The sequence below is a fragment of the Microbacterium sp. MMO-20 genome, assembly GCF_037147735.1.
Classification (GTDB): domain Bacteria; phylum Actinomycetota; class Actinomycetes; order Actinomycetales; family Microbacteriaceae; genus Microbacterium.
On sequence record NZ_JBBCUU010000002.1, the window covers coordinates 397,952 to 418,374 of the forward strand.

The 20,423-nt window shown below is 69.4% G+C and carries 23 protein-coding genes; 12 read left to right on the forward strand and 11 right to left on the reverse strand.

Annotated elements, in window-relative coordinates; translation table 11 throughout:
• Window positions 1-53 precede the first annotated feature (53 nt).
• Together WFI52_RS05475 and WFI52_RS05480 are read left to right on the forward strand one after the other, a co-directional pair.
• Window positions 54-431 (forward strand): DUF4190 domain-containing protein, encoded by a 378-nt coding sequence (locus WFI52_RS05475; RefSeq protein WP_336625736.1) that lies wholly within the window; start codon window positions 54-56, stop codon window positions 429-431.
• A 71-nt stretch (window positions 432-502) separates the two neighbouring features.
• Complete coding sequence (locus WFI52_RS05480; protein ID WP_336625735.1) at window positions 503-1,054, forward strand: DUF4190 domain-containing protein; 552 nt, start codon at window positions 503-505, stop codon at window positions 1,052-1,054.
• Window positions 1,055-1,064: 10 nt separating this feature from the next.
• Here WFI52_RS05480 and WFI52_RS05485 read toward each other — a convergent pair whose 3' ends face one another.
• Window positions 1,065-1,952, reverse strand: a complete 888-nt coding sequence (locus tag WFI52_RS05485; RefSeq protein WP_336625734.1) for a fumarylacetoacetate hydrolase family protein — start codon at window positions 1,950-1,952, stop codon at window positions 1,065-1,067.
• A 57-nt stretch (window positions 1,953-2,009) separates the two neighbouring features.
• Between WFI52_RS05485 and WFI52_RS05490 the strand changes: the two genes are divergently transcribed.
• The 3 genes from WFI52_RS05490 to WFI52_RS05500 all read left to right on the forward strand — a co-directional run bounded on the left by WFI52_RS05490 (window position 2,010) and on the right by WFI52_RS05500 (window position 4,456).
• Window positions 2,010-3,194: a PrsW family intramembrane metalloprotease gene (locus WFI52_RS05490; RefSeq protein ID WP_336625733.1), complete on the forward strand. Its 1,185-nt coding sequence runs from the start codon at window positions 2,010-2,012 to the stop codon at window positions 3,192-3,194.
• Window positions 3,195-3,432: 238 nt separating this feature from the next.
• The gene (locus tag WFI52_RS05495) at window positions 3,433-3,801 is read left to right on the forward strand and encodes an FKBP-type peptidyl-prolyl cis-trans isomerase (RefSeq protein ID WP_336625732.1); all 369 of its coding nucleotides are present in this window, start codon (window positions 3,433-3,435) and stop codon (window positions 3,799-3,801) included.
• A gap of 91 nt (window positions 3,802-3,892) precedes the next feature.
• Entirely contained in the window at window positions 3,893-4,456 is a 564-nt protein-coding gene (locus tag WFI52_RS05500) for a YceI family protein (RefSeq protein WP_336625731.1), read from the forward strand.
• 6 nt (window positions 4,457-4,462) lie between these two features.
• Here WFI52_RS05500 and WFI52_RS05505 read toward each other — a convergent pair whose 3' ends face one another.
• A complete protein-coding gene (locus WFI52_RS05505) occupies window positions 4,463-5,455 on the reverse strand; it encodes a DMT family transporter (protein WP_336625730.1) in 993 nt (330 codons plus the stop codon).
• An 89-nt stretch (window positions 5,456-5,544) separates the two neighbouring features.
• On the reverse strand, window positions 5,545-6,870 hold the full coding sequence (locus tag WFI52_RS05510; protein WP_336625729.1) for an MFS transporter: 1,326 nt from the start codon (window positions 6,868-6,870) through the stop codon (window positions 5,545-5,547).
• Window positions 6,871-7,023: 153 nt separating this feature from the next.
• On the opposite strand from WFI52_RS05510, the gene rpsO reads away from it, so the two are divergent.
• Entirely contained in the window at window positions 7,024-7,293 is a 270-nt protein-coding gene (gene rpsO, locus WFI52_RS05515) for a 30S ribosomal protein S15 (RefSeq protein ID WP_018187174.1), read from the forward strand.
• 83 nt (window positions 7,294-7,376) lie between these two features.
• On the opposite strand, the gene WFI52_RS05520 is transcribed toward rpsO, so the two are convergent.
• Together WFI52_RS05520 and WFI52_RS05525 are read right to left on the reverse strand one after the other, a co-directional pair.
• Window positions 7,377-8,387 carry an isopenicillin N synthase family dioxygenase gene (locus WFI52_RS05520; RefSeq protein ID WP_336625728.1) on the reverse strand — a complete coding sequence of 337 codons (1,011 nt, stop codon included), beginning with the start codon at window positions 8,385-8,387 and terminating at the stop codon, window positions 7,377-7,379.
• Window positions 8,388-8,437: 50 nt separating this feature from the next.
• Window positions 8,438-9,553, reverse strand: a complete 1,116-nt coding sequence (locus WFI52_RS05525; protein ID WP_336625727.1) for an acyltransferase family protein — start codon at window positions 9,551-9,553, stop codon at window positions 8,438-8,440.
• Between the two features lie 167 nt (window positions 9,554-9,720).
• Here WFI52_RS05525 and WFI52_RS05530 point away from each other — a divergent pair, with 167 nt between their 5' ends.
• Together WFI52_RS05530 and WFI52_RS05535 are read left to right on the forward strand one after the other, a co-directional pair.
• Complete coding sequence (locus WFI52_RS05530) at window positions 9,721-10,917, forward strand: LLM class flavin-dependent oxidoreductase (protein ID WP_336626079.1); 1,197 nt, start codon at window positions 9,721-9,723, stop codon at window positions 10,915-10,917.
• Entirely contained in the window at window positions 10,914-11,597 is a 684-nt protein-coding gene (locus tag WFI52_RS05535) for an FMN reductase (protein ID WP_336625726.1), read from the forward strand. Before WFI52_RS05530 ends, WFI52_RS05535 begins: the two co-directional genes overlap by 4 nt.
• Before the next feature lie 14 nt (window positions 11,598-11,611).
• On the opposite strand, the gene WFI52_RS05540 is transcribed toward WFI52_RS05535, so the two are convergent.
• The 3 genes from WFI52_RS05540 to WFI52_RS05550 are packed head-to-tail and all read right to left on the reverse strand — an operon-like array spanning window position 11,612 to window position 13,685.
• Window positions 11,612-12,343, reverse strand: coding sequence for a gamma-glutamyl-gamma-aminobutyrate hydrolase family protein (locus WFI52_RS05540; RefSeq protein WP_336625725.1), 732 nt, complete (start codon window positions 12,341-12,343; stop codon window positions 11,612-11,614).
• A 54-nt stretch (window positions 12,344-12,397) separates the two neighbouring features.
• The gene (locus tag WFI52_RS05545; RefSeq protein ID WP_336625724.1) at window positions 12,398-12,832 is read right to left on the reverse strand and encodes a glycoside hydrolase family 15 protein; all 435 of its coding nucleotides are present in this window, start codon (window positions 12,830-12,832) and stop codon (window positions 12,398-12,400) included.
• Between the two features lie 19 nt (window positions 12,833-12,851).
• Window positions 12,852-13,685, reverse strand: a complete 834-nt coding sequence (locus WFI52_RS05550) for a glycoside hydrolase family 15 protein (RefSeq protein ID WP_336625723.1) — start codon at window positions 13,683-13,685, stop codon at window positions 12,852-12,854.
• Here WFI52_RS05550 and WFI52_RS05555 point away from each other — a divergent pair.
• The gene (locus WFI52_RS05555) at window positions 13,680-14,951 is read left to right on the forward strand and encodes a glucose-6-phosphate dehydrogenase (RefSeq protein WP_336626078.1); all 1,272 of its coding nucleotides are present in this window, start codon (window positions 13,680-13,682) and stop codon (window positions 14,949-14,951) included. The genes WFI52_RS05550 and WFI52_RS05555 overlap by 6 nt on opposite strands.
• Here the strand turns inward: WFI52_RS05555 and WFI52_RS05560 are convergent.
• Genes WFI52_RS05560 through WFI52_RS05570 form a run of 3 tightly spaced genes read right to left on the reverse strand, consistent with a single transcriptional unit; the run spans window position 14,894 to window position 15,783 of the window.
• Complete coding sequence (locus tag WFI52_RS05560; protein WP_336625722.1) at window positions 14,894-15,370, reverse strand: DedA family protein; 477 nt, start codon at window positions 15,368-15,370, stop codon at window positions 14,894-14,896. The genes WFI52_RS05555 and WFI52_RS05560 overlap by 58 nt on opposite strands.
• A gap of 46 nt (window positions 15,371-15,416) precedes the next feature.
• A complete protein-coding gene (locus WFI52_RS05565; protein ID WP_336625721.1) occupies window positions 15,417-15,581 on the reverse strand; it encodes a hypothetical protein in 165 nt (54 codons plus the stop codon).
• Window positions 15,582-15,609: 28 nt separating this feature from the next.
• Window positions 15,610-15,783 carry a DUF5302 domain-containing protein gene (locus WFI52_RS05570; protein WP_336625720.1) on the reverse strand — a complete coding sequence of 58 codons (174 nt, stop codon included), beginning with the start codon at window positions 15,781-15,783 and terminating at the stop codon, window positions 15,610-15,612.
• Between the two features lie 296 nt (window positions 15,784-16,079).
• Between WFI52_RS05570 and WFI52_RS05575 the strand changes: the two genes are divergently transcribed.
• The 3 genes from WFI52_RS05575 (at window position 16,080) to WFI52_RS05585 (ending at window position 20,419) form a co-directional block, all read left to right on the forward strand.
• Window positions 16,080-18,362, forward strand: a complete 2,283-nt coding sequence (locus WFI52_RS05575; protein WP_336625719.1) for a polyribonucleotide nucleotidyltransferase — start codon at window positions 16,080-16,082, stop codon at window positions 18,360-18,362.
• Window positions 18,363-18,639: 277 nt separating this feature from the next.
• Window positions 18,640-19,707 carry an aldo/keto reductase gene (locus tag WFI52_RS05580; RefSeq protein WP_336625718.1) on the forward strand — a complete coding sequence of 356 codons (1,068 nt, stop codon included), beginning with the start codon at window positions 18,640-18,642 and terminating at the stop codon, window positions 19,705-19,707.
• A 112-nt stretch (window positions 19,708-19,819) separates the two neighbouring features.
• The gene (locus WFI52_RS05585; protein ID WP_336626077.1) at window positions 19,820-20,419 is read left to right on the forward strand and encodes a histidine phosphatase family protein; all 600 of its coding nucleotides are present in this window, start codon (window positions 19,820-19,822) and stop codon (window positions 20,417-20,419) included.
• Window positions 20,420-20,423: the final 4 nt, after the last annotated feature.

A 20,423-nucleotide genomic window follows, 5' to 3' on the forward strand; every position in this document is an offset into this window, starting at 1 on the left:
ATAGCTTTCTCTCACGCCCGATCGTCGCCGCCGTACCCTCCGAGGAGAACGACATGTCCGACCCGCAGAACCCCGAACCCGCTCCCGCCTACGCTGCGGCTCCCGCGTACGCCGGCCCTCCCGCCGCTCCGGCGACGGTTCCCGGCAAGACGCTCGGCATCGTCGCGTTCGTGCTGTCCTTCTTCGCGCAGCTGATCGCCCTCATCCTCGGCATCGTCGCCCTCGTGCAGAGTCGTAAGGCCGGTGTCAAGAACGGCTTCGCGCTCGCTGCGATCATCATCAGCTCTGTGGTCATCGTCGTGGGCACCATCGTGTTGATCGTGCTCATCTCGGTCTTCGCCTCGGCGGCCGGGGATCTCGTGCAGTTCTGTCTCGACAACCCCGCCGGTGTCTACGAGGTCAACGGACAGACGATCACCTGCGGCGGCTGACCACCCGCGCTGACCCTGTAGCGTCGGAGGACCGGAAACACCGGCACGATCCCCGCGAAGGAGACCGACCCATGACCGATCCGCACAACCCCGCCGCACAGAACCCCTCCGGAGGCGACGCCGCGCCCGCGACGCCTCCCGCTCCGCCTGCTTACGGCGAGTACGCGACGCCGCCCGCCGCGCCGGCATACGGCGAGTACGCGCCGACCGCGCCGGCGGCTCCGCCCGCTCCCGACGCGAACGCCTACCAGCAGCCCGCCTACGCGCAGGCGCCCGCGTACGCCCCCGGAGCGCCTGCGCCGGGAGCCCCCGTTCCCGGCAAGACCCTCGGGATCGTCGCGTTCGTGCTGTCGTTCTTCGTGCAGCTGATCGCACTGATCCTCGGGATCGTCGCGCTCGTGCAGTCGAAGAAGGCCGGTCGCAGCAACGGCTTCGCGCTCGCCGCCATCATCATCAGCGCCGTCCTGATGGTGATCGGCGCGATTCTCGCGGCGATCTTCATCCCCATCTTCATCGAGTCGATCAACGCGGCCACGGTATGCGCGAACGACCCCAACGCGACGGTCGAGGTGTTCGGCCAGCAACTGAGCTGCCAGCAGCTGCTGGAGCAGTCCGGCCGCTGAGCGGTCGGCGTCAGCCGAGAATGCGGCAGTGCGTCGTGAGCGCGCCGATGCCGTCGACCCCGACCGTGACCGTGGAGCGGTCGCGCAGGAAGATCTGCGGATCGCGCGAGTAGCCGGCGCCGCCGGGGCTGCCGGTCGAGATGAGGGTGCCGGGCAGGAGCGTCGCGGAGCGCGAGAGGTGCGAGACCAGGGTCGCGACCGAGCGGATCATCTGCCCCGTTGAGGCATCCTGCACCGTCTGTCCGTCCACGACCGCCCAGATGTGCAGGTCCTGCGGGTCGGGGATCTCGTCGGCGGTCACGACGAACGGTCCGTTCGGCGTGAAGCCGTCGAACGACTTGCACCGCGACCACTGCGCCTCGGAGAACTGGATGTCGCGCGCCGTGATGTCGTTGACGACGGTGTAGCCCCACACGTGGTCGAGGGCTTCGGATGCCTCGACATCCTTCGCCGGCGTTCCGATGATCACGCCGAGCTCCGCCTCGTAGTCGATCGACTCGCTCAGCGATCTCGGCCACGACGTCGTCTCTTCATGCGCCGCGAGCGAGTTCGGCCAGAGCACGAAGACGGTCGGTGCGGTGTCGGCCTTGAGGCCCAGCTCGCTCGAATGCGCCGCGTAGTTGAGTCCGATCGCGAGGACGATGGGGGGAGCGGTGACGGCGGGCGCGAAGACCGCGTCGGCGAGAGCGACCGACGGTGCGTCGGTCGCGTCGGCCGCCGCCGCGCGCACGCGCGCCAGCAGTGCGTCACCGCCGTCGATGAGCTGCTGCAGCGCGCGCGGCGCGCCCTCGAAGAGCTCACCCACCACGACAGCGCGCTCGTCGACGATGACGGCGAGCTCGGGCGCGAGGGACCCAGTCGCAAGGGAATCGGGCAGCCGGAGGTGGGCGAAACGCATTCGTCCAGGCTACCTGCGAGTCCGGGCGCGGCGACGCGCACCTCTAGGCTGATCGCCATGAGCCACCCCTCGCCGCTGGCCCAGCCCGCCGCCGTCGCCCCCGCGCCGATCCCTCCCGCGGCTGTCTCGCCCGCGCCGGTCGGCGCGCCGATGCCCCCGATTCCGCGCGCCGGACGCGCCGCACCGATCTGGGTGTTCGCCGTGCTGCTCGTGCTCCTCGTCGGTGTCGTCGCCTACGTCCTCACCTACCTCGGCGTCGTGGCGTCGGTCATCGGACTCGTTCTCGCGCTCATGCCGCTCGCGGGCGTGCTGTGGGCCGTACGGATCGTCGACCGATGGGAGCCGGAGCCGCCGTCGCTCGTCGTCTTCGCGATCGCGTGGGGAGCCATCGCCGCCGTCGCGATCGCCCTCGGCGTCGACATCGCGCTGTCGGTGATCGTGCCGGCAGCGGCGGACGACCCGGTGCGCGATGCCGTGTCGTCCGTGATCCAGGCGCCGCTGGTCGAAGAGTTCGCGAAGGGCCTCGGCGTGTTCCTCGTCTTCGTCTTCGGCCGCCGGACGTTCGACGGCCCCGTCGACGGCGTCGTCTACGGTGCCCTCGTGGGGGCGGGCTTCGCGTTCACGGAGAACATTCTCTACTTCGCGACGAGCCTGATCGAGGGCGGTGTCGCCGATACGGCGTTCACCTTCTTCCTCCGCGGCATCCTGTCGCCCTTCGCCCACGTCATGTTCACGGCGATCACGGGTTACGCCCTCGGCCTCGCGGCGCGGCGCGGAGCCGGGGCCCCGGGAGCCGCCGCGTCCGGCCTCGTCGGCATGCTGTGCGGTGCCGCGCTGCACGCACTCTGGAACGGGTCGGCGTTGTTCGCGGACTTCTTCCACCTCTACGTCACGCTGCAGGTGCCGCTGTTCGTCGCATTCGTCCTGGGCATCGTCGCGCTACGGCGCGAAGAGGCGCGGCTGACTCGGGCGCGTCTGAGCGAGTACGCCGCAGCGGGGTGGTTCACCCCGGCCGAGGTGGACCTCCTCGCCACGCCGGCGGGCCGGCGCCGCGCCCGCGCGTGGGCGCGTACCCTGCCCGGCGACCGATCGGCGGCGATGGTGGCGTTCATTCGAGATGCCACATCGCTCGCCGCCGCGCGCGAGCGCACCCGCACGGGACGAGACCCGCGATCGACCCAGGACGAGCGTGTACTTCTCGCTCGTGCGACCGCGGCACGCGCGGCGCTTCTCGCGCGCTGATCCACGACGGATGCCTTGACACCCGCGGGCCGGTCCCGTGAGAATGGGGGCACGACAGACCAACTCAACGCCCGGGAGACACGCAGGCATCGCCGCGGCACCGGGCGTTGAGTCTGTCAACGCCCGGCAGAGATGCTGTGCGTTGAGTCTGTCAACGCCCGGCAGAGATGCTGTGCGTTGAGTCTGTCAACGCCCGGCAATCTGTCACCACCATCTCATCCATGCTTGGATGGATGCCATGACACAAGACCGCACGAAGCCCGAGTTCGACGCCCCCGTGGGCCCCGCGCCCACCGACCTCGTCATCCGCGACATCATCGTCGGAGACGGCGCCGAGGCGAAGCCCGGTGACAACGTCACCGTCCACTACGCGGGTGTCGAGTACGAGTCGGGCGAGGAGTTCGACTCGTCGTGGGGTCGCGGCGAGTCGATCCAGTTCCCGCTGCGGGGCCTCATTCAGGGGTGGCAGGACGGCATCCCGGGCATGAAGGTCGGCGGCCGCCGTGAACTCGTCATCCCGCCGCACCTCGCGTACGGCCCCGCCGGCGGACATTTCCTGGGGGGCAAGACCCTGATCTTCATCATCGATCTGCTCGCGGTCGGCTGAGCGTTCAGAAGAACTTTATATTCGCGGGAATAGATGGTCTGCGGGGGCGTTTCACCCCGCAGACCATCGTCCGTTTCACCGAAGGAAAACCATGACCGACACCACCACGACCCTCGACGTTCCGGGCTACAAGGCGGGCACCTGGGTGCTCGACCCTGCGCACAGCGAGGTGACCTTCAGCCTGCGCCACATGATGATCTCCAAGGTCCGCGGCGAGTTCGGCCTCAAGAGCGCCACGATCGAGGCGCCCGCGAACCCCCTCGAGGCGACGGTCACGGCGTCGGTGGATGCCGCATCGATCTCCACGGGCGACCAGAACCGCGACAACCACCTGCGCTCGGCCGACTTCTTCGACGTGGAGACCTACCCGACGATCGACTTCGTCTCGACGGGCGTCCGCTACGAGGGCGGAGACTTCCTCGTCGACGGTGATCTGACGATGCACGGCGTCACCAAGCCGGTCACGTTCGAGCTCGAGTTCGGCGGCTTCGGCACCGACCCGTACGGCAACTACAAGGCCGGCGCGACCGCGAAGACCGTCGTCAATCGCGAGGACTTCGGCCTCACCTGGAACGCCGCGCTCGAGTCGGGCGGCGTGCTCGTCGGCAAGGACGTCACGATCACGCTCGACCTGCAGGGCTCGATCGAGGCCTGATCGATCTCACCGGCCTCCACTGGCCGGAACTCCGGGAGGGGGTGCCGCGAGCGCGGCATCCCCTCCCGCTCGTCTGCCCGCCCGGCGCGGGAGGCGCAGGCGGTTCTGTGCGAGCAGGATGCCGAGGAAGACGACGACCGCGCCCACGGGCTCGTTCCACGTGAGGCTCTCGCCCAGGATCACGACCCCCAGCAGCACACCGACGACAGGCGTGATGTAGGTGACGGTCGACGCACGCGTCGGGCCCCACGCGCGCAGGGCGTTCTGGTTCCAGATGTACGCGATGCCGGTGCCCAGACATCCGAGCAGCACGACGCTGCCGATGACCCAGATGTCGAGGTGCACGGGCGTCAGCACGAGCACGGGCGTCAGGACCAGCATGATGGCCGCCGCGATCCCGATGTTGAGGAACGAGAACACGAGCGCGCTCATCCCGGTATTCGACGTGAAGCGTCGCATGTAGGCGAGGCTGAACCCGTAACAGGCGGTCGCTCCCAGGATCGTCAGCTGTGCGAGCACACTCTGCGAGAGGTCGAGTCCCTGCCACGGCGCGATGATGACCATGACGCCGAGGATGCCCACGAGGATGCCGATCATCTGGCCGATCTTCAGACGCTCGACGCGGAAGACGAGCCACGCCATGATGGCCGTCATGATCGGGGTCGTGGCGTTGTAGATGCTCGCGAGGCCGCTCGTGACGTGCTGCTGCGCCCACGAGAAGAGCAGGAACGGCACGACGCAGAACGAGACGGCGAGGACGGTCATATGTCCCCACACGGCGAGGCGTCGCGGCAGTGGTTCGCGACGCAGCACGACGAACACGCCGAGCGTGATTCCGCCGAGCAGCAGCCGTCCCCAGACCACCTGTGCGGGCGAGATCCCCTCGAGCGCGACCTTCATGAACAGGAAGCTCGATCCCCAGACGATCCCGCACAGGACGAACTGCAGAGCGATCGACGCCTGTGAGGCGGAGGCGGGAGACGGAGTGCGCGGGGTCACGAGGCGACGATAGTCCGGGGTGCGGACACCGGTGCACGCAGGAGACCACGATGACCGATATCCGCCGGATTGCGGCAGTCGAGCGCGGATCAGGGGACGGGGTGCTCCGCGTCGTACGCGCGGAAACCGGGATTCAGCCGCACCAGTACGCCGACGAGAGTGACGATGACGAGCCCGCCGACGAGCGACGGGACCCAGAGCGCGGTGAGGGTCGCGAGTGTGCCCGCGTACAGGGCTCCGATGCGCGGCCCGCCCGCGACGACGACCATGAAGACGCCCTGCAGGCGTCCGCGCATCGTGTCGGGGACGGCGGCCTGCATCATCGTGGAGCGGTAGATCGCGCTGACGTTGTCGGCGGCTCCGGTGAGAGCGAGCGCGATCATCGCGAGCACGATGAGCACGAGGTTGGCGTGCGTCTCGTCGACCCGCGGCGGAGCGAACCAGCCGAGGGCGCCCGCGACGAGGACGAGCCCGAAGACCGCCGTCGCCGCGCCGAACACCTGGATCGAGCGCTGGATGCCGATCCCGTGCCAGCGGTAGCGTCCGATCGGCCCCGAGAAGAGGCTCGACACGAAGGCGCCCGCCGCGATCGAGGCCGTGAGGGCTCCCGTCGTGATGGCGCCGCCCCCGAGGAGCACGGCGCCGATCGCGGGGAAGAGGGCGATCGGGTGGCCGAACGTCATCGCCGTGATGTCGAGGATGTACTGCAGGCGGATGTTCGGTGCGTGCCGCAAGAACCTCAGCCCATCACGGAGCGACTCGAGTCCCGGACGGACGATCTCACCCTCGGGGCGGATGCGGGGCAGCGTCCAGAGACCGAGGAACAGGCTCGTCATGAGTACGACGTCGATCGAGTAGGTCCAGGCGTAGCCCGTGAACGCGACGAGCACGCCCGCGAGCGCCGGGCCCGCCATCACCATGATCCCGACCGTGATGCCCTGGAGCGCCGCCGCGGCCGGCAGCAGTTCGCGGGGGAGAAGGCGCGGTGTGATCGCCGACTTCGTCGCCCCGACGATCGAGTTCGCCGACGAGTTCACGGCGGACAGGACGAACAGCCAGGCGACGCTCTCGTGCCCCGACCATGCGAGGATCGCCAGCAGCAGGGTCGAGAGGAACGTCACGGATGCCGCGAGCAGAGCGACGAGGCGGCGGTCGAAGGCATCCGCCAGCATTCCTCCGTAGAGGCCGGCGATGATCATCGGGACGAGCCCGACGACGGCGACCATCGAGACGGCGAACGTATCGCCGGTGAGCTCGTAGACGTGCAGCATGACGGCGACGATCGTGAGCTGACCGCCGAGCCCGGCGAGCGTCGAACCGACCCACAGGCGAGCGAACGCGGGGCTCACCCGGAAGGGACGCAGATCGATGAAATGATCGCGCCGCAGACGGGGAAGGCGCTTCGGGGTGCTCACTCATCGAGGTTACCGGCCGCCGCGGAGCGCGGATTCGCTGCGGCATCCCTCGCGCTGGTAGACTCTTCGGGTTGCCGTTGGATCGGCCGCGGAGAAAGAGAGCCCACGCATCAGGCGTCGGGCGCCGCGCAACAAAGAGGAAGGGGATCACCTATGGCACTGGAAGCAGACGTCAAGAAGGCGATCATCGAAGAGTACGCGACGCACCCCGGTGACACCGGATCCCCCGAGGTGCAGGTCGCGATGCTGACGCAGCGCATCAAGGACCTCACCGAGCACCTCAAGGAGCACAAGCACGACCACCACTCGCGTCGTGGCCTGTTCCTGCTCGTCGGTCAGCGCCGTCGCCTGCTGGGTTACCTGCAGGATGTCGACATCAACCGTTACCGCTCGCTCATCGAGCGCCTCGGTCTCCGTCGATAAGCAACGCACCAGCGTTCAATCGCGCAAAACATTCTTGAGAAGGCCGCCCACGGTGTGGGCGGCCTTCGTCGTGAGCGCACGGTCTATGCGCGAGCGGCCACGAGGTCGGCGTGCCAGCGCTCGGCGACGTCCGGGTGGGCGCGCAGGCGCGACTTGAGAGCGTTCTCGCCGTAAAGGGAGTGGATCGGATTCGACGGATCCTGCGTCACTCCCCGCGCGTCGGCAGCGAGGTCGGCGGGAAGGTCGATGAGCGGCAGCCGCGCGTCGAGGGCGGGATTGAAGAAGTACGGAACGGAGATGCGGTCGTCCGGGAACCGCGGCGACACGACACGGTGGTTCGTTGCGGTGAGGTAGCCGCCCGTGGCGTACTCGAGCATCTCGCCGATGTTGACGACGAACGCGCCGGGCACCGACGGGGCATCCACCCACTCGCCGCCGCGCTCGACCTGCAGACCGCCCTTGCCGGGTTCGACCCAGAGTAGAGTGAGAACGCCCGAGTCCTTGTGCGCGCCGACGCCTTGCTGGGGCTCGGGATCGCGTGAACCGGGGTAACGGACGATCTTGAGGAGCGTCGCCGGTTCGCCGAAGTGCTCGTCGAAGTACGTCTCGGGTGCGCCGAGGGCGAGCGCCCAGGCGCGCAGCAGCTTCCGTGCGACGCCCGCCAGATGCTCCTGCCACTCGGTCGCGACCTCGCGCAGCTCGGGCTGAGCGTCGGGCCACAGATTCGGACCGATCAGGCGGGCGAAGTCGGGTGCGTCCGCGTCGGTGACGACGCCCCGCTCCGGGCCGATGTCGATCTGCTCGCGCCAGTCGACCTCGCCCTGCGTGCGCTCGCCGCCGATGCGGGTGTAGCCACGGAACTGGGGGCTGTTGATGTTCTCGATCGCGAGCTTGTCGGCCTCCGGCAGCTCGAAGAACGCCCGCGCCGTCCGGTGCAGGCGTGCTTCGAGTTCTGGCGTCACGCCCGTGCCGGTGAGGTAGAAGAAGCCGACGTCGTGGGTGGCGGCACGCAGCTGCGCGCGGAAGGATGCCGCGGCATCCGGGCCCTCGTCCAGCTGCGACAGGTCGAGGACGGGAAGGTTCAGCTCGCTCATGTCCCGACGATAAGCCGATGCCGCGCCGCGCGCGCGAGTGTTGCGTCGCGTTACCGGGGGCGTTTCGAGCCGGTCGGATCGCTGCGCCGGCCCTCCCGCGCCGCGAGCGTGCGGTCGGCGAACATCCATGCCGGCCGGGGCTCGATGAGGGGGCGGAAGACCGTGCGTACCGGCTTCGTCGCGAGGGCCAGGGCGACGAGCACCGAGCCCGCGATGACGGCCGGCAGCCACAGCCAGGTCGGCTCCGCGTTGCGCAGGACGCCGGTCTCGCGCAGCGGGTACAGCACGAAAGAGTGCAGGAGGTATACGTACATCGTGTACTGGCCGAAGTGCGTCCACCAGTACGTGCCGCGCGGCACGAGGGCGAAGAAGGCGACCGAGAGCACGAGCGCGATCGCCATGAGGGCGAGCCGAACCGCTCCGGACCACCACGGTCCGCCGAGATCGGCGTAGCTCGCGTCGTAGAACAGCCATTCGCGCAGATTCACCGCGCGCCACGTGTCGACGAAGAACCAGGCGACGAAGCCCGCGACGGCGAACAGTGCGATCGCGGCGATCCGCACCCCGAGCCGCCGGCGCTGCAGCAGGCCGAACCGTGCGACGACGTCGCGATCGGTGAGCCACCACCCGAGCGTGAAGAAGGGGAGGAGGCCGAGGGTCCGCGACAGCGACAGCGTCGAGTCGATGTTCGTCCAGTACCCCGCGGCGATCGAGATCGCGACCGTCCACAGAAGCGGCCAGCGCAGGAGGGCGAGGTAGGGGAGGACGAGGCGGAAGATCGCGAGCGCGAGCAGGAACCACAGGGTCCATGACGGGCGGGTGAGGTTGGGGTCGGCCTGCCCCTCGACGAGCCACTTCACGAGCGTCCACAGTGTCTCGAAGATCACGTAGGGCGCGACGATGTCGGTGAGCACGCGCGCCATCTGACGCTTGCTGGGAGCATCGCCCTTCGAGAAGTACCCCGAGATGATCGCGAACGCGGGCATGTGGAACGCGTAGACGAGCAGATAGAGGCCGAGGGCCACGTCGCTGTCGTAGGTCAGCCGCTGCACGGCGTGACCGAGCACCACGAGCGCGATGCACGCGAACCGCGCGTTGTCCCACAACGGCACCCGGCGCTTCGGTGCGCGTGTCGTCCCGGTGCGCGGGGCGGGCGGATCGGTCATCGCAGGCAACCCTACCCGGGCGGGAATAACCTGGACGCTGCTGCGTTGGATGGGATATATTCATCTGCATGTAATGGATGCCGAGGCATCCGGAAAGCGGGAACACCGTGAGCGAGAACATCGACACCGTCGACACCAACGGCGCCACAAGCGCCGAGCGGCAGCAGATGCAGTTCGGCCTCATGACGGTCAGCGACATCACGCAGGATCCGACGACGGGGCATACTCCGAGCGAGGCCGAGCGCATCCAGGCATCCGTCACGATCGCGAAGCACGCCGAAGAGGTGGGACTCGACGTCTTCGCGCTCGGCGAGCACCACAACCCGCCGTTCTGGTCGTCGTCGCCGACGACGACGCTCGCCTACATCGCGGCGCAGACCGAGCGCCTCATCGTCTCGACGTCGACGACCCTCATCACGACGAACGACCCGGTGAAGATCGCCGAGGACTACGCGATGCTGCAGCACCTCTCCGGCGGGCGCATGGACCTCATGATGGGCCGCGGCAACACGGGTCCCGTCTATCCCTGGTTCGGCAAGGACATCCGTCAGGGCCTGCCCCTCGCGATCGAGAACTACGCGCTGCTGCACAAGCTGTGGCGCGAGGACGTCGTCGACTGGGAAGGCAAGTTCCGCACTCCGCTGCAAGGGTTCACCGCGACTCCGCGCCCCCTCGACGGCGTCGCGCCGTTCGTGTGGCACGGCTCGATCCGCACGCCCGAGATCGCCGAACAAGCCGCCTACTACGGCGACGGCTTCTTCGCGAACAACATCTTCTGGCCCGCCGAGCACTACCAGCGGCTCATCGGTCTCTACCGCCAGCGTTGGGAGCACTACGGACACGGTGCGCCCGAGACGGCCATCGTCGGCCTCGGCGGGCAGGCGTTCATCGCGAAGAACTCGCAGGATGCCGTGAAGCAGTTCCGTCCGTACTTCGACAACGCCCCGGTCTACGGACACGGCCCGTCGATGGAGGACTTCACCGAGATGACCCCGTTGACGGTCGGCTCACCGCAGCAGGTCATCGACCGGTACGCCGGCATGCGCGACCTTTTCGGCGACTACCAGCGGCAGCTGTTCCTGATGGATCACGCGGGCCTGCCTCTGAAGACGGTGCTCGAGCAGCTCGACTTCCTCGGCGGCGAGGTCGTGCCCGTCCTCCGCAAGGAGCTCGCGCAGAACCGTCCCGCGAACGTGCCGGATGCCCCGACGCACCCCGCGCGCGTCCGCGAGACGTACGGCGACGGTCCGAGCCGTCAGGCGACGCCCCGCGCGAATCGCGGCGACAACCTGTCCGGCCCGTCGCCCTATCAGGACGTGCCCGCGCCTGCAGGAGCGGCGTTCGGAGCGGCGGCCGCGCGATGAGCACCGACACCTCTCCCCGCCGGATCGCGGTCGTCGCGGCGGGGCTGTCGAACCCGTCCTCGACGCGCATGCTCGCCGATCGGCTCGCTGCGGCGACCGTCACCCAGCTCGCGGAGCGGGGAATCACGGCATCCGTCGACACGATCGAGTTGCGTGATCTCGCCCACGACATCACGAACAATCTGCTCACGGGGTTTGCGCCGCCCGCGCTGGAGTCGGCGATCAACACCGTCGTCTCTGCCGACGCGCTGATCGCGGTGACGCCGATCTTCTCCACGAGCTACTCGGGCCTGTTCAAGTCGTTCATCGACGTGCTCGACCCTGATGCCCTCACCGGAATGCCCGTCTTGATCGGGGCCAACGCCGGAACGGCGCGGCACTCGCTCGCGATCGACTACGCGATCCGCCCGCTGTTCGCCTACCTCCACGCAGACGCCGTCTCGACCGGAGTGTTCGCCGCGTCGAGCGACTGGGGTGGGGCGGCCGACCAGGTCGCGCCGCTGAGCGCCCGTGTCGAGAAGGGTGCGCGGGAGCTCGCCGAGGCCGTCGCGCGGCGCACGCCGGCGACAGGCGGCGACCCGTTCGCCCAGGAGAACTATCTGGACAGCTTCCAGCGGTTGATCGGCGGCGGCAACGCGTCTGGCGGCGGACACCTGCTGGGCGGGCTCGCGGGCGAATAGTCGCGCGTTCGCGGTCAGCGCGCGGTGAGCCGGCGCGAGCGGACGAGATCGGCGAAGACGGCGAAGGGGGCTCCCGCGAGCTGCGCGGGGGTCCCCTCGGCTTCGGGGTGCCATTGCACCGCGATGATCGGCAGCTCGGCGTGCTCGACCGCCTCGATGACGCCGTCGGCGGCGACCGCCGTGGCGGTGAGGCCCGCGCCGAGCTCTCGAATGGCCTGGTGGTGTCCCGACGCGACGGCGATCTCGTCGGCATCCACCTCGCCGCGCAGGCGCGAGGCCGGCGCGACTTCGACGGGATGCCACGTCCACTCCAGATTGCCGCAGCCGTCGTCCCCCGTGGTGTGCCTGACCTCGTCGTGGCGGACGGGGAGGTCTTCGACGAGCGTGCCGCCGAAGGCGACGTTGAGCACCTGCAGCCCGCGGCACACTCCGAGGATGGGGAGCCCTGCAGCGACGGCCGCCGCTGTCACGGCGAAGTCGAGATCATCCTGCGCGTCGTTGACGTCGTAGACGGGTGCTGCGGCGTCGCCGCCGTAGCGGGCGGGGTCGATGTCGCCGCCGCCGGGCAGCACGACGCCGTCGAATCCCTTGAGATCGGCACCCCGCACCACGACGACATCGAGCGCCTCCGCGCGGACGAGTGCCGCGACGTCGTCGAAGATCACGTTCGCGAGGCCCACCCGCGCATCGGCGCCCTCGGCATCGGAGAGACGAGCGGGCATGGCGATGCGGGGGAGTCGGGTCACTTCTTCATTGTCCGACACCCGCGATGCCTTCTCGGAGCGGCGCGGCACGTCTCCTCAGCCGGCGCGCCGTACGGCGTCGGCCGCGCGGACGAGTGCAAGGTGGGTGAGCGCCTGCGGCATGTTCCCCACTTGGCGCCCGGCGCGCACGTCGTACTCCTCCGAGAAGAGGCCGAGATCGTTGGCACACGCGCAGACACGCGCGGGCAGCGTCCGGGCGTCGGCGACGCGTCCCGAGGCGGCGTACTGCTCGACGAGCCACAGCGAGCACGCGAGGAACGGGTTCTCCTGTCCCTCGAGACCGTCGACCCCCGATTCGGTGCGATAGCGCAGAACGAGTCCGTCTGGCATGAGCGTGCGCTCGATCTCGGCGACGGTCGCGAGCATCCGCGGGTCGTCGGGTGCGCAGAAGCCGTAGACCGGGAGGAGCAGCAGGGAGGCATCCACGGCGTCCGTATCGCGGTGCTGCACGAAGTGCCCGCTCGCGCTCACTCCGTGGTGGTCGATCTCCTCACGCAGACGTGCGCGGATACGCTCTCAGCGCACCGCCGTTGCGTCCGGCGCGTCCAAGCCATGGACGCGGACGCCTCGGATACCGCAGCCACTGCCGCCAGTGCTGCACGACATGCTGGAACCCCTGCGCGAGGAGCACCTCGATCGTCAGGGACGCGTCGCGCAGCCACACGTAGCGGTAGTCCCAGTTGCGCTCGCCGCCGAACTGCTCGGGCAGCGAGGTCGTCGGCGCCGCGATGATCCCGCCGGTGTCGTGGTGTGTGAGGGCGCGCAGCGTCAGCAGGGAGCGGACGACGACATCGCGGTGCGGACCCTCGACGCGGATGTGTGCCGCCCACTGCGCCCACCACTGCTCCGTGCGCGCGACGGCCTCTGCGACGACGAGCGGCGCAGGCGCGGGGCGGTGCGACGGATGCCACGTCAGCACGAGATCGCGCGTTTCGCCGGCGGTGACGGTGATCTCGCCGCGGTGGACGTGATCGGTGGCATCCACGCGGGCCCCGCGCAGGAGGACGGCATCCGGTCCGGCGATCGCCGTCAGCTCCGGCGCGTCGGCGTCTCCGGTCTGCCGCAGCCAGGGCAGAGCGCGCGCATAGTCGAAGCGCAGCCGCACGTCCTGCGTGAAGGTCACGTCGCCGGAGACGCCGACGACGCGTCGCACGAGATCGACCCGCTCATCCGCTTCGTGTCCGTGTGGGGGGACGACGAGGAAGTCGCGTACCTCGGTGACGCCCGTCGGGGTGCTCCAGCGCGTCACGAGGATGAAGGTGTCGCCGTCGTAGCGTCGCGTGGACTCCGCGCCGGAGTCCGTCGGCCGGACCGCCGGATCCATCTCGTCGGCGCGGGGCGCACCGAGCTCAGCGATGCGCAGTGGCGTCGACGCGTGCGCGACGCCTTCCGCGAGGCGGGCGCGGAGGATGCCTTCGCCTCCGTGGCATCCATCCCCTATCTGGCGGTCGATGCGACGACGGCTCCCGGGCTGCGCCGCGTGATCGAGGATGCCCCCACCGGGCGCCTCGTGCTGTACTTCGCCGTGCCGCCCGCCGCCGCCGCAGCGGCGTGCGCAGCCCTGGCCCCGGGGGAGCTGCCGGACGGGGCGATCCTCGCTCTGGAGAAGCCCTTCGGAGACGACGAGGAGAGCGCGCGTGAGCTGAACCGGGTCCTTTCCGCGCTCCTGCCGGAGGAGCGCATCTTCCGTGTGGATCACTTCCTCGGACGCTCGACCGTTCTCGACATCCTCGGTGTGCGTTTCGCGAATCGCGTGTTCGAGTCGATCTGGTCCGCCGAACACGTCGAGCGCGTCGAGATCCGATTCGACGAGACGCTCGGTCTCGAGGGGCGGGCGGCGTTCTACGACCACGCGGGCGCGCTCGACGACATGATCCAGAGTCATCTGCTGCAGGTCCTCGCCATCCTCGCGATGGAGCCGCCCGCAGCCCTGTCCGCCGAGGACGTGCGCTCGGCGACCTCCGCGGTCCTGCGCGCCGTGCGGGTGTGGGAGGACAACCCGGTGCGCTTCTCGCACCGTGCCCGGTACACCGCGGGGGCGGCGGGCGGGGAGGACCTGCCCGCGTACGTCGACGAGCCCGGCGTGGACCCCGCGCTCGAGACCGAGACCCTCGCACAGGTCGTCTTCGAGGTGCGCAACGCCCGGTGGGCGGGCGTGCCGTTCACGCTCCGTTCCGGAAAGGCGCTCGGTGCGAAGACGGCGGAGATCACGGTCGCCCTGCGCCCCGTGCGGCACCTGCCGACGGGTTTCACGGGCGACGCGCGGGGCGGCGTCGTCCGGATCTCGCTCGGGCCCGACCGCCTCGGCCTCGAGGTCTCGGTGAACGGCGGTGACGACCCGTTCTCGCTCCACCGCGCGACGCTGGAGGCGGATCTCGGGCTCGGGGCCCATCGCGCCTACGTCGAGGTGCTGGCCGCGATCCTCGACGGCGATGCGATGCTGTCCGTCCGCGGTGACGCCGCGGAGGAATGCTGGCGGATCGTTCAGCCGATCCGCGACGCCTGGCGCCGCGGTGATGTCCCGCTCGAGGACTATCCGGCCGGTTCCGACGGCCCGCCCGAGTGGGGCGCGGACGCACTCGGCGCCTGAGTCCGCATCCGCCGCGCGAGGAGCGCATCGATCGCCCCGCCGGTGGCGATGGCGACGGCGACGGACACCACGACGGCCACGACGGGCCCGCCCGGCAGGATCGCCGCGATGGCGGCGCCGATGAGCGCCTGATACGCGGCCCATGCCGTCGCCGCGCACGCGGCGAGGGCGAAGAAGCGGCGCGCTCGCACGCGCGTTGCCCCGGCGGTCACGCCGACAGCGAGGCGCGCGAAGGGGACGAAGCGCGCTGTGAACAGCACGAGCGCGGCTCGATCGTGGAGTCGCCGCTGCGCCCACAGGAACGCGGACTGAATGCGTGGGCGCCGCATCCAGGCCCACCTGGTCGTGCCGACGGTACGGCCGACGAGGTAGCAGAGCCCGTCGCCGCAGAGCGCGGCGGATGCCGCGACGGCGATCACCGCCCACAGCGCCGGCGTGCCGTGGTTCCGTCGTCGATCCGTCGGTTCAGCCCTGGATGCCGCCTTCGAACTCCTCGACCTCGAGCGCGAGTCTGCGCTCGTTCTCGATCTGCTCGGCGCGCGTCAGGTCGTCTTCCTCGGCCCGGGAGGGCACATCCTCGCCGAGACCGGGGGCCGCGGGCTCGTCGGAGGGGGTGTTCGGTTCGCTCATCGTCTTTCGGCCTTTTCTGCCGGGGCTTTCAGCCGCTCTTGCGGCGGAACGTGCGCTTGGTCTCGGCGCCGTGCGTGCCGTGGATCGCGGAGTCGCCGTCGAGGTGCGCTTCGCCGCTGCGGTGATGCGCGTTCTTCTTGTCGAGCGCCTCCTTGAACTTGCGCTTCATCTCGTCCGTCGCGTTCTGGTCGTCGGTGCTCATGCCTCCAGCCTACGTGGGCCGGGTCGCGGCTGATAGGGTGGAACAGGATGCCGTGGAATCTCTGCGGTGTCCGGAGCGGACCGGCGGGAAGCTGGTCTCCTGTGGTGGGTTCCTCTGCGGTGATCGACTGCTGCGCACAGCGCGGTGTATCGAATGCGCATGCAGGGTGGCTTTCTACTGGTGGCCAGCGCTGGCGGCGCGGCACGGCTGCGCGTCTGGATCCGCCTGCTCCGCTCCTTCGCACGATCTCGCGCGCGAAACGCGCGTGCGAGTCTAAACAAAGAAGGAGAGACCTCTTGGAAGGTCCTGAAATCACCGCCGCGGAAGCCGTTCTCGACAACGGCCGCTTCGGAACCCGTACCATCCGCTTCGAGACCGGACGCCTCGCCCAGCAGGCGCAGGGCGCGGTCGCCGCCTACCTCGACGAGGAGACGATGATCCTGTCGGCGACGTCCGCCGGCAAGCACCCGCGTGAAGGCTTCGACTTCTTCCCGCTGACCGTCGACGTGGAAGAGCGTTCCTACGCCGCGGGCAAGATCCCCGGTTCGTTCTTCCGTCGCGAGGGCCGTCCCTCGACCGAGGCGATCCTCGTCTGCCGTCTCATCGACCGTCCTCTGCGTCCGTCGTTCGTCGACGGCCTCCGCAACGAGGTCCAGATCGTCGTCACCGTCCTGTCCATCGCTCCGGGCGAGTACTACGACGCGCTCGCGATCAACGCGGCATCGCTGTCGACGCAGATCTCCGGTCTGCCCTTCTCCGGCCCGATCGCCGGCGTCCGTCTCGCGCTCATCCCGGGCCACGGCGAGCACGCCGACCAGTGGGTCGCGTTCCCGAATGCCGCACAGGTCGACGAGGCGGTCTTCGACCTGATGGTCGCGGGCCGTGTTCTGCCCGACGGCGACGTCGCGATCATGATGGTCGAGGCCGAAGCCACCGAGAACAGCTGGAACCTCATCAAGGGCGGCGCCACGAAGCCGTCCGAAGAGGTCGTGGCCCAGGGCCTCGAGGCGTCGAAGCCCTTCATCAAGGAGCTCGTCGCGGCGCAGAACGTCGTGGCGAACACCGCCGCAAAGGAGATCCAGCCGTACCCGGTCTTCCCCGCGTACAGCCAGGAGGTCTACGACTTCGTCGCGGGCCGCTCGTACGACGAGCTGGTGAACGTGTACCAGATCGCCGACAAGATCGAGCGCCAGAACGCCGACGACGCCGTCAAGGACCGCGTCAAGGCCGAGCTCATCGCCGCCGTCGAGGCGGGGGAGCTCCCCGCCGGTGCGACGCTCGAGTTCGCGGGTGCCTACAAGTCGGTCACGAAGAAGATCGTGCGCGGTCGCATCCTCACCGAGGGCGTCCGCATCGACGGCCGCGGCCTCGCCGACATCCGTCCGCTGGATGCCGAGGTCCAGGTGATCCCGCGCGTCCACGGTTCGGCGATCTTCCAGCGCGGTGAGACCCAGATCCTGGGTGTCACGACGCTGAACATGCTCAAGATGGAGCAGCAGATCGACTCGCTGTCGCCCACGACCAGCAAGCGCTACATGCACCACTACAACTTCCCGCCCTACTCGACCGGTGAGACCGGTCGTGTCGGGTCGCCGAAGCGTCGCGAGATCGGGCACGGCTTCCTCGCCGAGCGCGCTCTTGTGCCGGTGCTGCCGAGCCGCGAGGAGTTCCCGTACGCGATCCGTCAGGTCTCCGAGGCGCTCGGCTCCAACGGTTCGACGTCGATGGGCTCGGTGTGCGCGTCGACCCTGTCGCTGCTCAACGCGGGTGTGCCGCTGCGCGCCCCCGTCGCCGGCATCGCGATGGGTCTCGTCTCCGACGAGGTCGACGGTCAGACGCGCTACGCCGCGCTGACCGACATCCTCGGCGCCGAAGACGCGCTCGGCGACATGGACTTCAAGGTCGCCGGCACCTCCGAATTCGTCACCGCAATCCAGCTCGACACGAAGCTCGACGGCATCCCGTCGTCGGTCCTGTCGGCCGCGCTCACGCAGGCCAAGGATGCCCGGATGACGATTCTCGGCGTGCTGAACGCCGCGATCGACGGCCCCGACGAGATGGCCCCGACCGCTCCGCGCGTGATCAGCGTTCAGATCCCGGTCGACAAGATCGGCGAGCTGATCGGCCCGAAGGGCAAGACGATCAACGCGATCCAGGACGAGACCGGTGCGCAGATCTCCATCGAGGAGGACGGCACCGTCTACATCGGCGCGACCGACGGCCCCTCGGCCGAAGCCGCGCGCGCTCAGGTCAACGCGATCGCGAACCCGACGAACCCCGAGGTCGGCGAACAGTTCCTCGGAACCGTCGTCAAGCTCGCGGCGTTCGGCGCGTTCGTCTCGCTCCTTCCCGGCAAGGACGGCCTGCTGCACATCAGCGAGGTCCGCAAGCTCGCCGGCGGCAAGCGCGTCGAGAACGTCGAAGACGTCCTCGGCGTCGGCCAGAAGCTGCTCGTCCGCATCACCAAGATCGACGACCGCGGCAAGCTGTCGCTCGAGCCCGTGCTGGAGGAGGCTGCCGACCAGGAGGGTTCCGCGGCCGCGAGCGAGGGTCCCGGTGACGCACCCGCCGAAGGCTGATCACGCCTGAGGTCGTATCGACCACGGATGCCCGTCTCCTCCCGACTCGGAGGGACGGGCATCCGTTCTTTCCCCTGCCGGTGCGTGCTCTGTCACCCGTTCGGGGGACAGTGGAGCGGTGGGAGCGATCCCGACGCCAAAGCGTTATGCAATGTTTACCGTGGGTTCCCCGCAATGCTCGGGTGCGTCGTTGGGCTGCCCTACCCTCGGAACTACGCATCGGGGGATGCGGATGATGCGGCTCCCGACGACGAACAGCTTCGTGAGGGGGTGTGAGATGGGTTTCTTCGGCGTAGGTGCAACGCCCTCGTCGACGCGCCCCGAGCCGGGCACTCCCGACGCGCCCGCCACGCCGACCGCGGTGACGACGCTGGCACCGCACCCCTCCGCGCCGATCCCCGTTCAGGGAACACCGCTCGGTGCCGCGATGCGCGTGCCGCTCGGAGAGACCGGCGCGCGGGTCTTCCCGCTCATCCTCGGTGGCGCGGAGTTCGGCTGGCACGTCGATCCGACGGCCGCCCATGCGATCCTCGATGCCTACCGCGAGCGCGGCGGCAACGCCGTGAAGGCGTCGGACGCCGATGCCGCGGGTCGCAGCGAGTACATCATCGGCGAGTGGATGGCGCGTCGTCGCGCGCGCGACTCCACGGTGCTGTGCGTCCGGGTGGGGACGAACCCCGACCACCCCGGCCTCGGGTCGGTCAATCTCATCCGCTCGGTCGAGGCGTCCCTGACGCGGCTGCAGACCGATCGCATCGACGTGCTGTACCTCGACGCCACCGCCGAGGCCCAGACGCCGCTCGAAGACACCCTTGCCACGGCGGAGTGGCTGATCGAAGCAGGCAAGGTGCGTGCGCTGGGCTCGGTCGGCCACACCCCAGCTCAGCTCGTCGAGGCTCGGATCCTCTCGTCGGCCGGGTACCCGCGCTTCTCGGCACTGAGCGTGCCGTTCAACGTGCTGCGTCAGGGCGCGTTCGACCAGGATCTGCGCCTCGTAGCCGGAGCGCAGGGAATCGCGGTCACGCCGTCGCAGCCCCTCGAGCACGGGTACCTCTCCGGCATGCATCGAACGCGGTCGCAGGTCGCGGCATCCGTCCGGGGCTCGCAACTCGCAGCGGCGATGAACCGGCGTGGTCAGCGGACGCTCCGGGCGATGGATCGCATCGCCGCGGAGCTCTCGATTCCGACGTCGGCGGTCGCGATCGCGTGGCTGCTCGCGCAGCGCACGGTCGTCGCGCCGGTCGTGAATGCATACGCCGTCCAGCACGTCGCCGAGCTCGTCCAGGGCGTCGGGGTGAAGCTCAGCCGCGCGCAGCTCGCCGAGATCGCGAAAGCGGCGCAGTAGCGCACGCAGCCCTCGTAGTGCCGAACGCTCCGCTGCGCAACCGTCCTGGCGGCGTGGCGGAGCTGACGTAGGCTGAGACCTCATCTTCCCCCCGATGTCGAGACGAGACGCCGTGACGCATTATCTGTACCTCGTGCGCCACGGCGAGCATCTCGACGCCGAGCACGGTCTCGAGGACGGGCCGCTGTCGCCCCGCGGGCGGCGCCAGGCGGAGCTGCTCGCTGATCGCCTCTCCGGCGTCCCCCTGGATTCCGTCTGGCACTCGCCGTTGGAGCGTGCCGCCGAAACGGCGCGTGCCGTGGCGGAGCGGCTGCCCTCGGTCGAGCCGAAGCCGTCGGCCCTGCTGTTCGACTGCATCCCGAGCGGACCCGGCGCGGACATGCCGCCCGCTTACGACGGGTTTTTCGGGGCGATCACCGAGGCCGACATCGAGGCCGGGGCTGCTCAGATGGCCGACGCCGTGGGGGAGTTCCTCGTGCGCAAGCCCGACGCGCATGAGCTGCTCATCACGCACAACTTCGTCATCGCGTGGTTCGTGCGTGAAGTGCTCGACGCGCCGGACTGGCGCTGGATGACGATCAACCAGGCGCACTGCGGGCTGACCGTGCTCTCCCAACGCTCGGGACGGCCCTGGACCCTCGCTTCGCACAACGATCTCGCGCATCTGCCGGTCGAGCTGCGTACCGGCCTCCCCGAGGCGCTCCCGGTCTGAGCTC

Excerpts from the sequence above, each read along its gene's own strand:
- WFI52_RS05580 (WP_336625718.1), top strand. The coding sequence starts at position 18,640 with ATGGGTTTCTTCGGCGTAGGTGCAACGCCCTCGTCGACGCGCCCCGAG.
- WFI52_RS05525 (WP_336625727.1), bottom strand. The coding sequence starts at position 9,553 with ATGACCGATCCGCCCGCCCCGCGCACCGGGACGACACGCGCACCGAAG.
- WFI52_RS05550 (WP_336625723.1), bottom strand. The coding sequence starts at position 13,685 with ATGGATCCGGCGGTCCGGCCGACGGACTCCGGCGCGGAGTCCACGCGA.
- WFI52_RS05570 (WP_336625720.1), bottom strand. The coding sequence starts at position 15,783 with ATGAGCACCGACGACCAGAACGCGACGGACGAGATGAAGCGCAAGTTC.
- WFI52_RS05520 (WP_336625728.1), bottom strand. The coding sequence starts at position 8,387 with ATGAGCGAGCTGAACCTTCCCGTCCTCGACCTGTCGCAGCTGGACGAG.
- WFI52_RS05490 (WP_336625733.1), top strand. The coding sequence starts at position 2,010 with ATGAGCCACCCCTCGCCGCTGGCCCAGCCCGCCGCCGTCGCCCCCGCG.
- WFI52_RS05500 (WP_336625731.1), top strand. The coding sequence starts at position 3,893 with ATGACCGACACCACCACGACCCTCGACGTTCCGGGCTACAAGGCGGGC.
- WFI52_RS05495 (WP_336625732.1), top strand. The coding sequence starts at position 3,433 with ATGACACAAGACCGCACGAAGCCCGAGTTCGACGCCCCCGTGGGCCCC.
- WFI52_RS05475 (WP_336625736.1), top strand. The coding sequence starts at position 54 with ATGTCCGACCCGCAGAACCCCGAACCCGCTCCCGCCTACGCTGCGGCT.
- WFI52_RS05485 (WP_336625734.1), bottom strand. The coding sequence starts at position 1,952 with ATGCGTTTCGCCCACCTCCGGCTGCCCGATTCCCTTGCGACTGGGTCC.
- rpsO (WP_018187174.1), top strand. The coding sequence starts at position 7,024 with ATGGCACTGGAAGCAGACGTCAAGAAGGCGATCATCGAAGAGTACGCG.
- WFI52_RS05480 (WP_336625735.1), top strand. The coding sequence starts at position 503 with ATGACCGATCCGCACAACCCCGCCGCACAGAACCCCTCCGGAGGCGAC.
- WFI52_RS05535 (WP_336625726.1), top strand. The coding sequence starts at position 10,914 with ATGAGCACCGACACCTCTCCCCGCCGGATCGCGGTCGTCGCGGCGGGG.
- WFI52_RS05530 (WP_336626079.1), top strand. The coding sequence starts at position 9,721 with ATGCAGTTCGGCCTCATGACGGTCAGCGACATCACGCAGGATCCGACG.
- WFI52_RS05565 (WP_336625721.1), bottom strand. The coding sequence starts at position 15,581 with ATGAGCGAACCGAACACCCCCTCCGACGAGCCCGCGGCCCCCGGTCTC.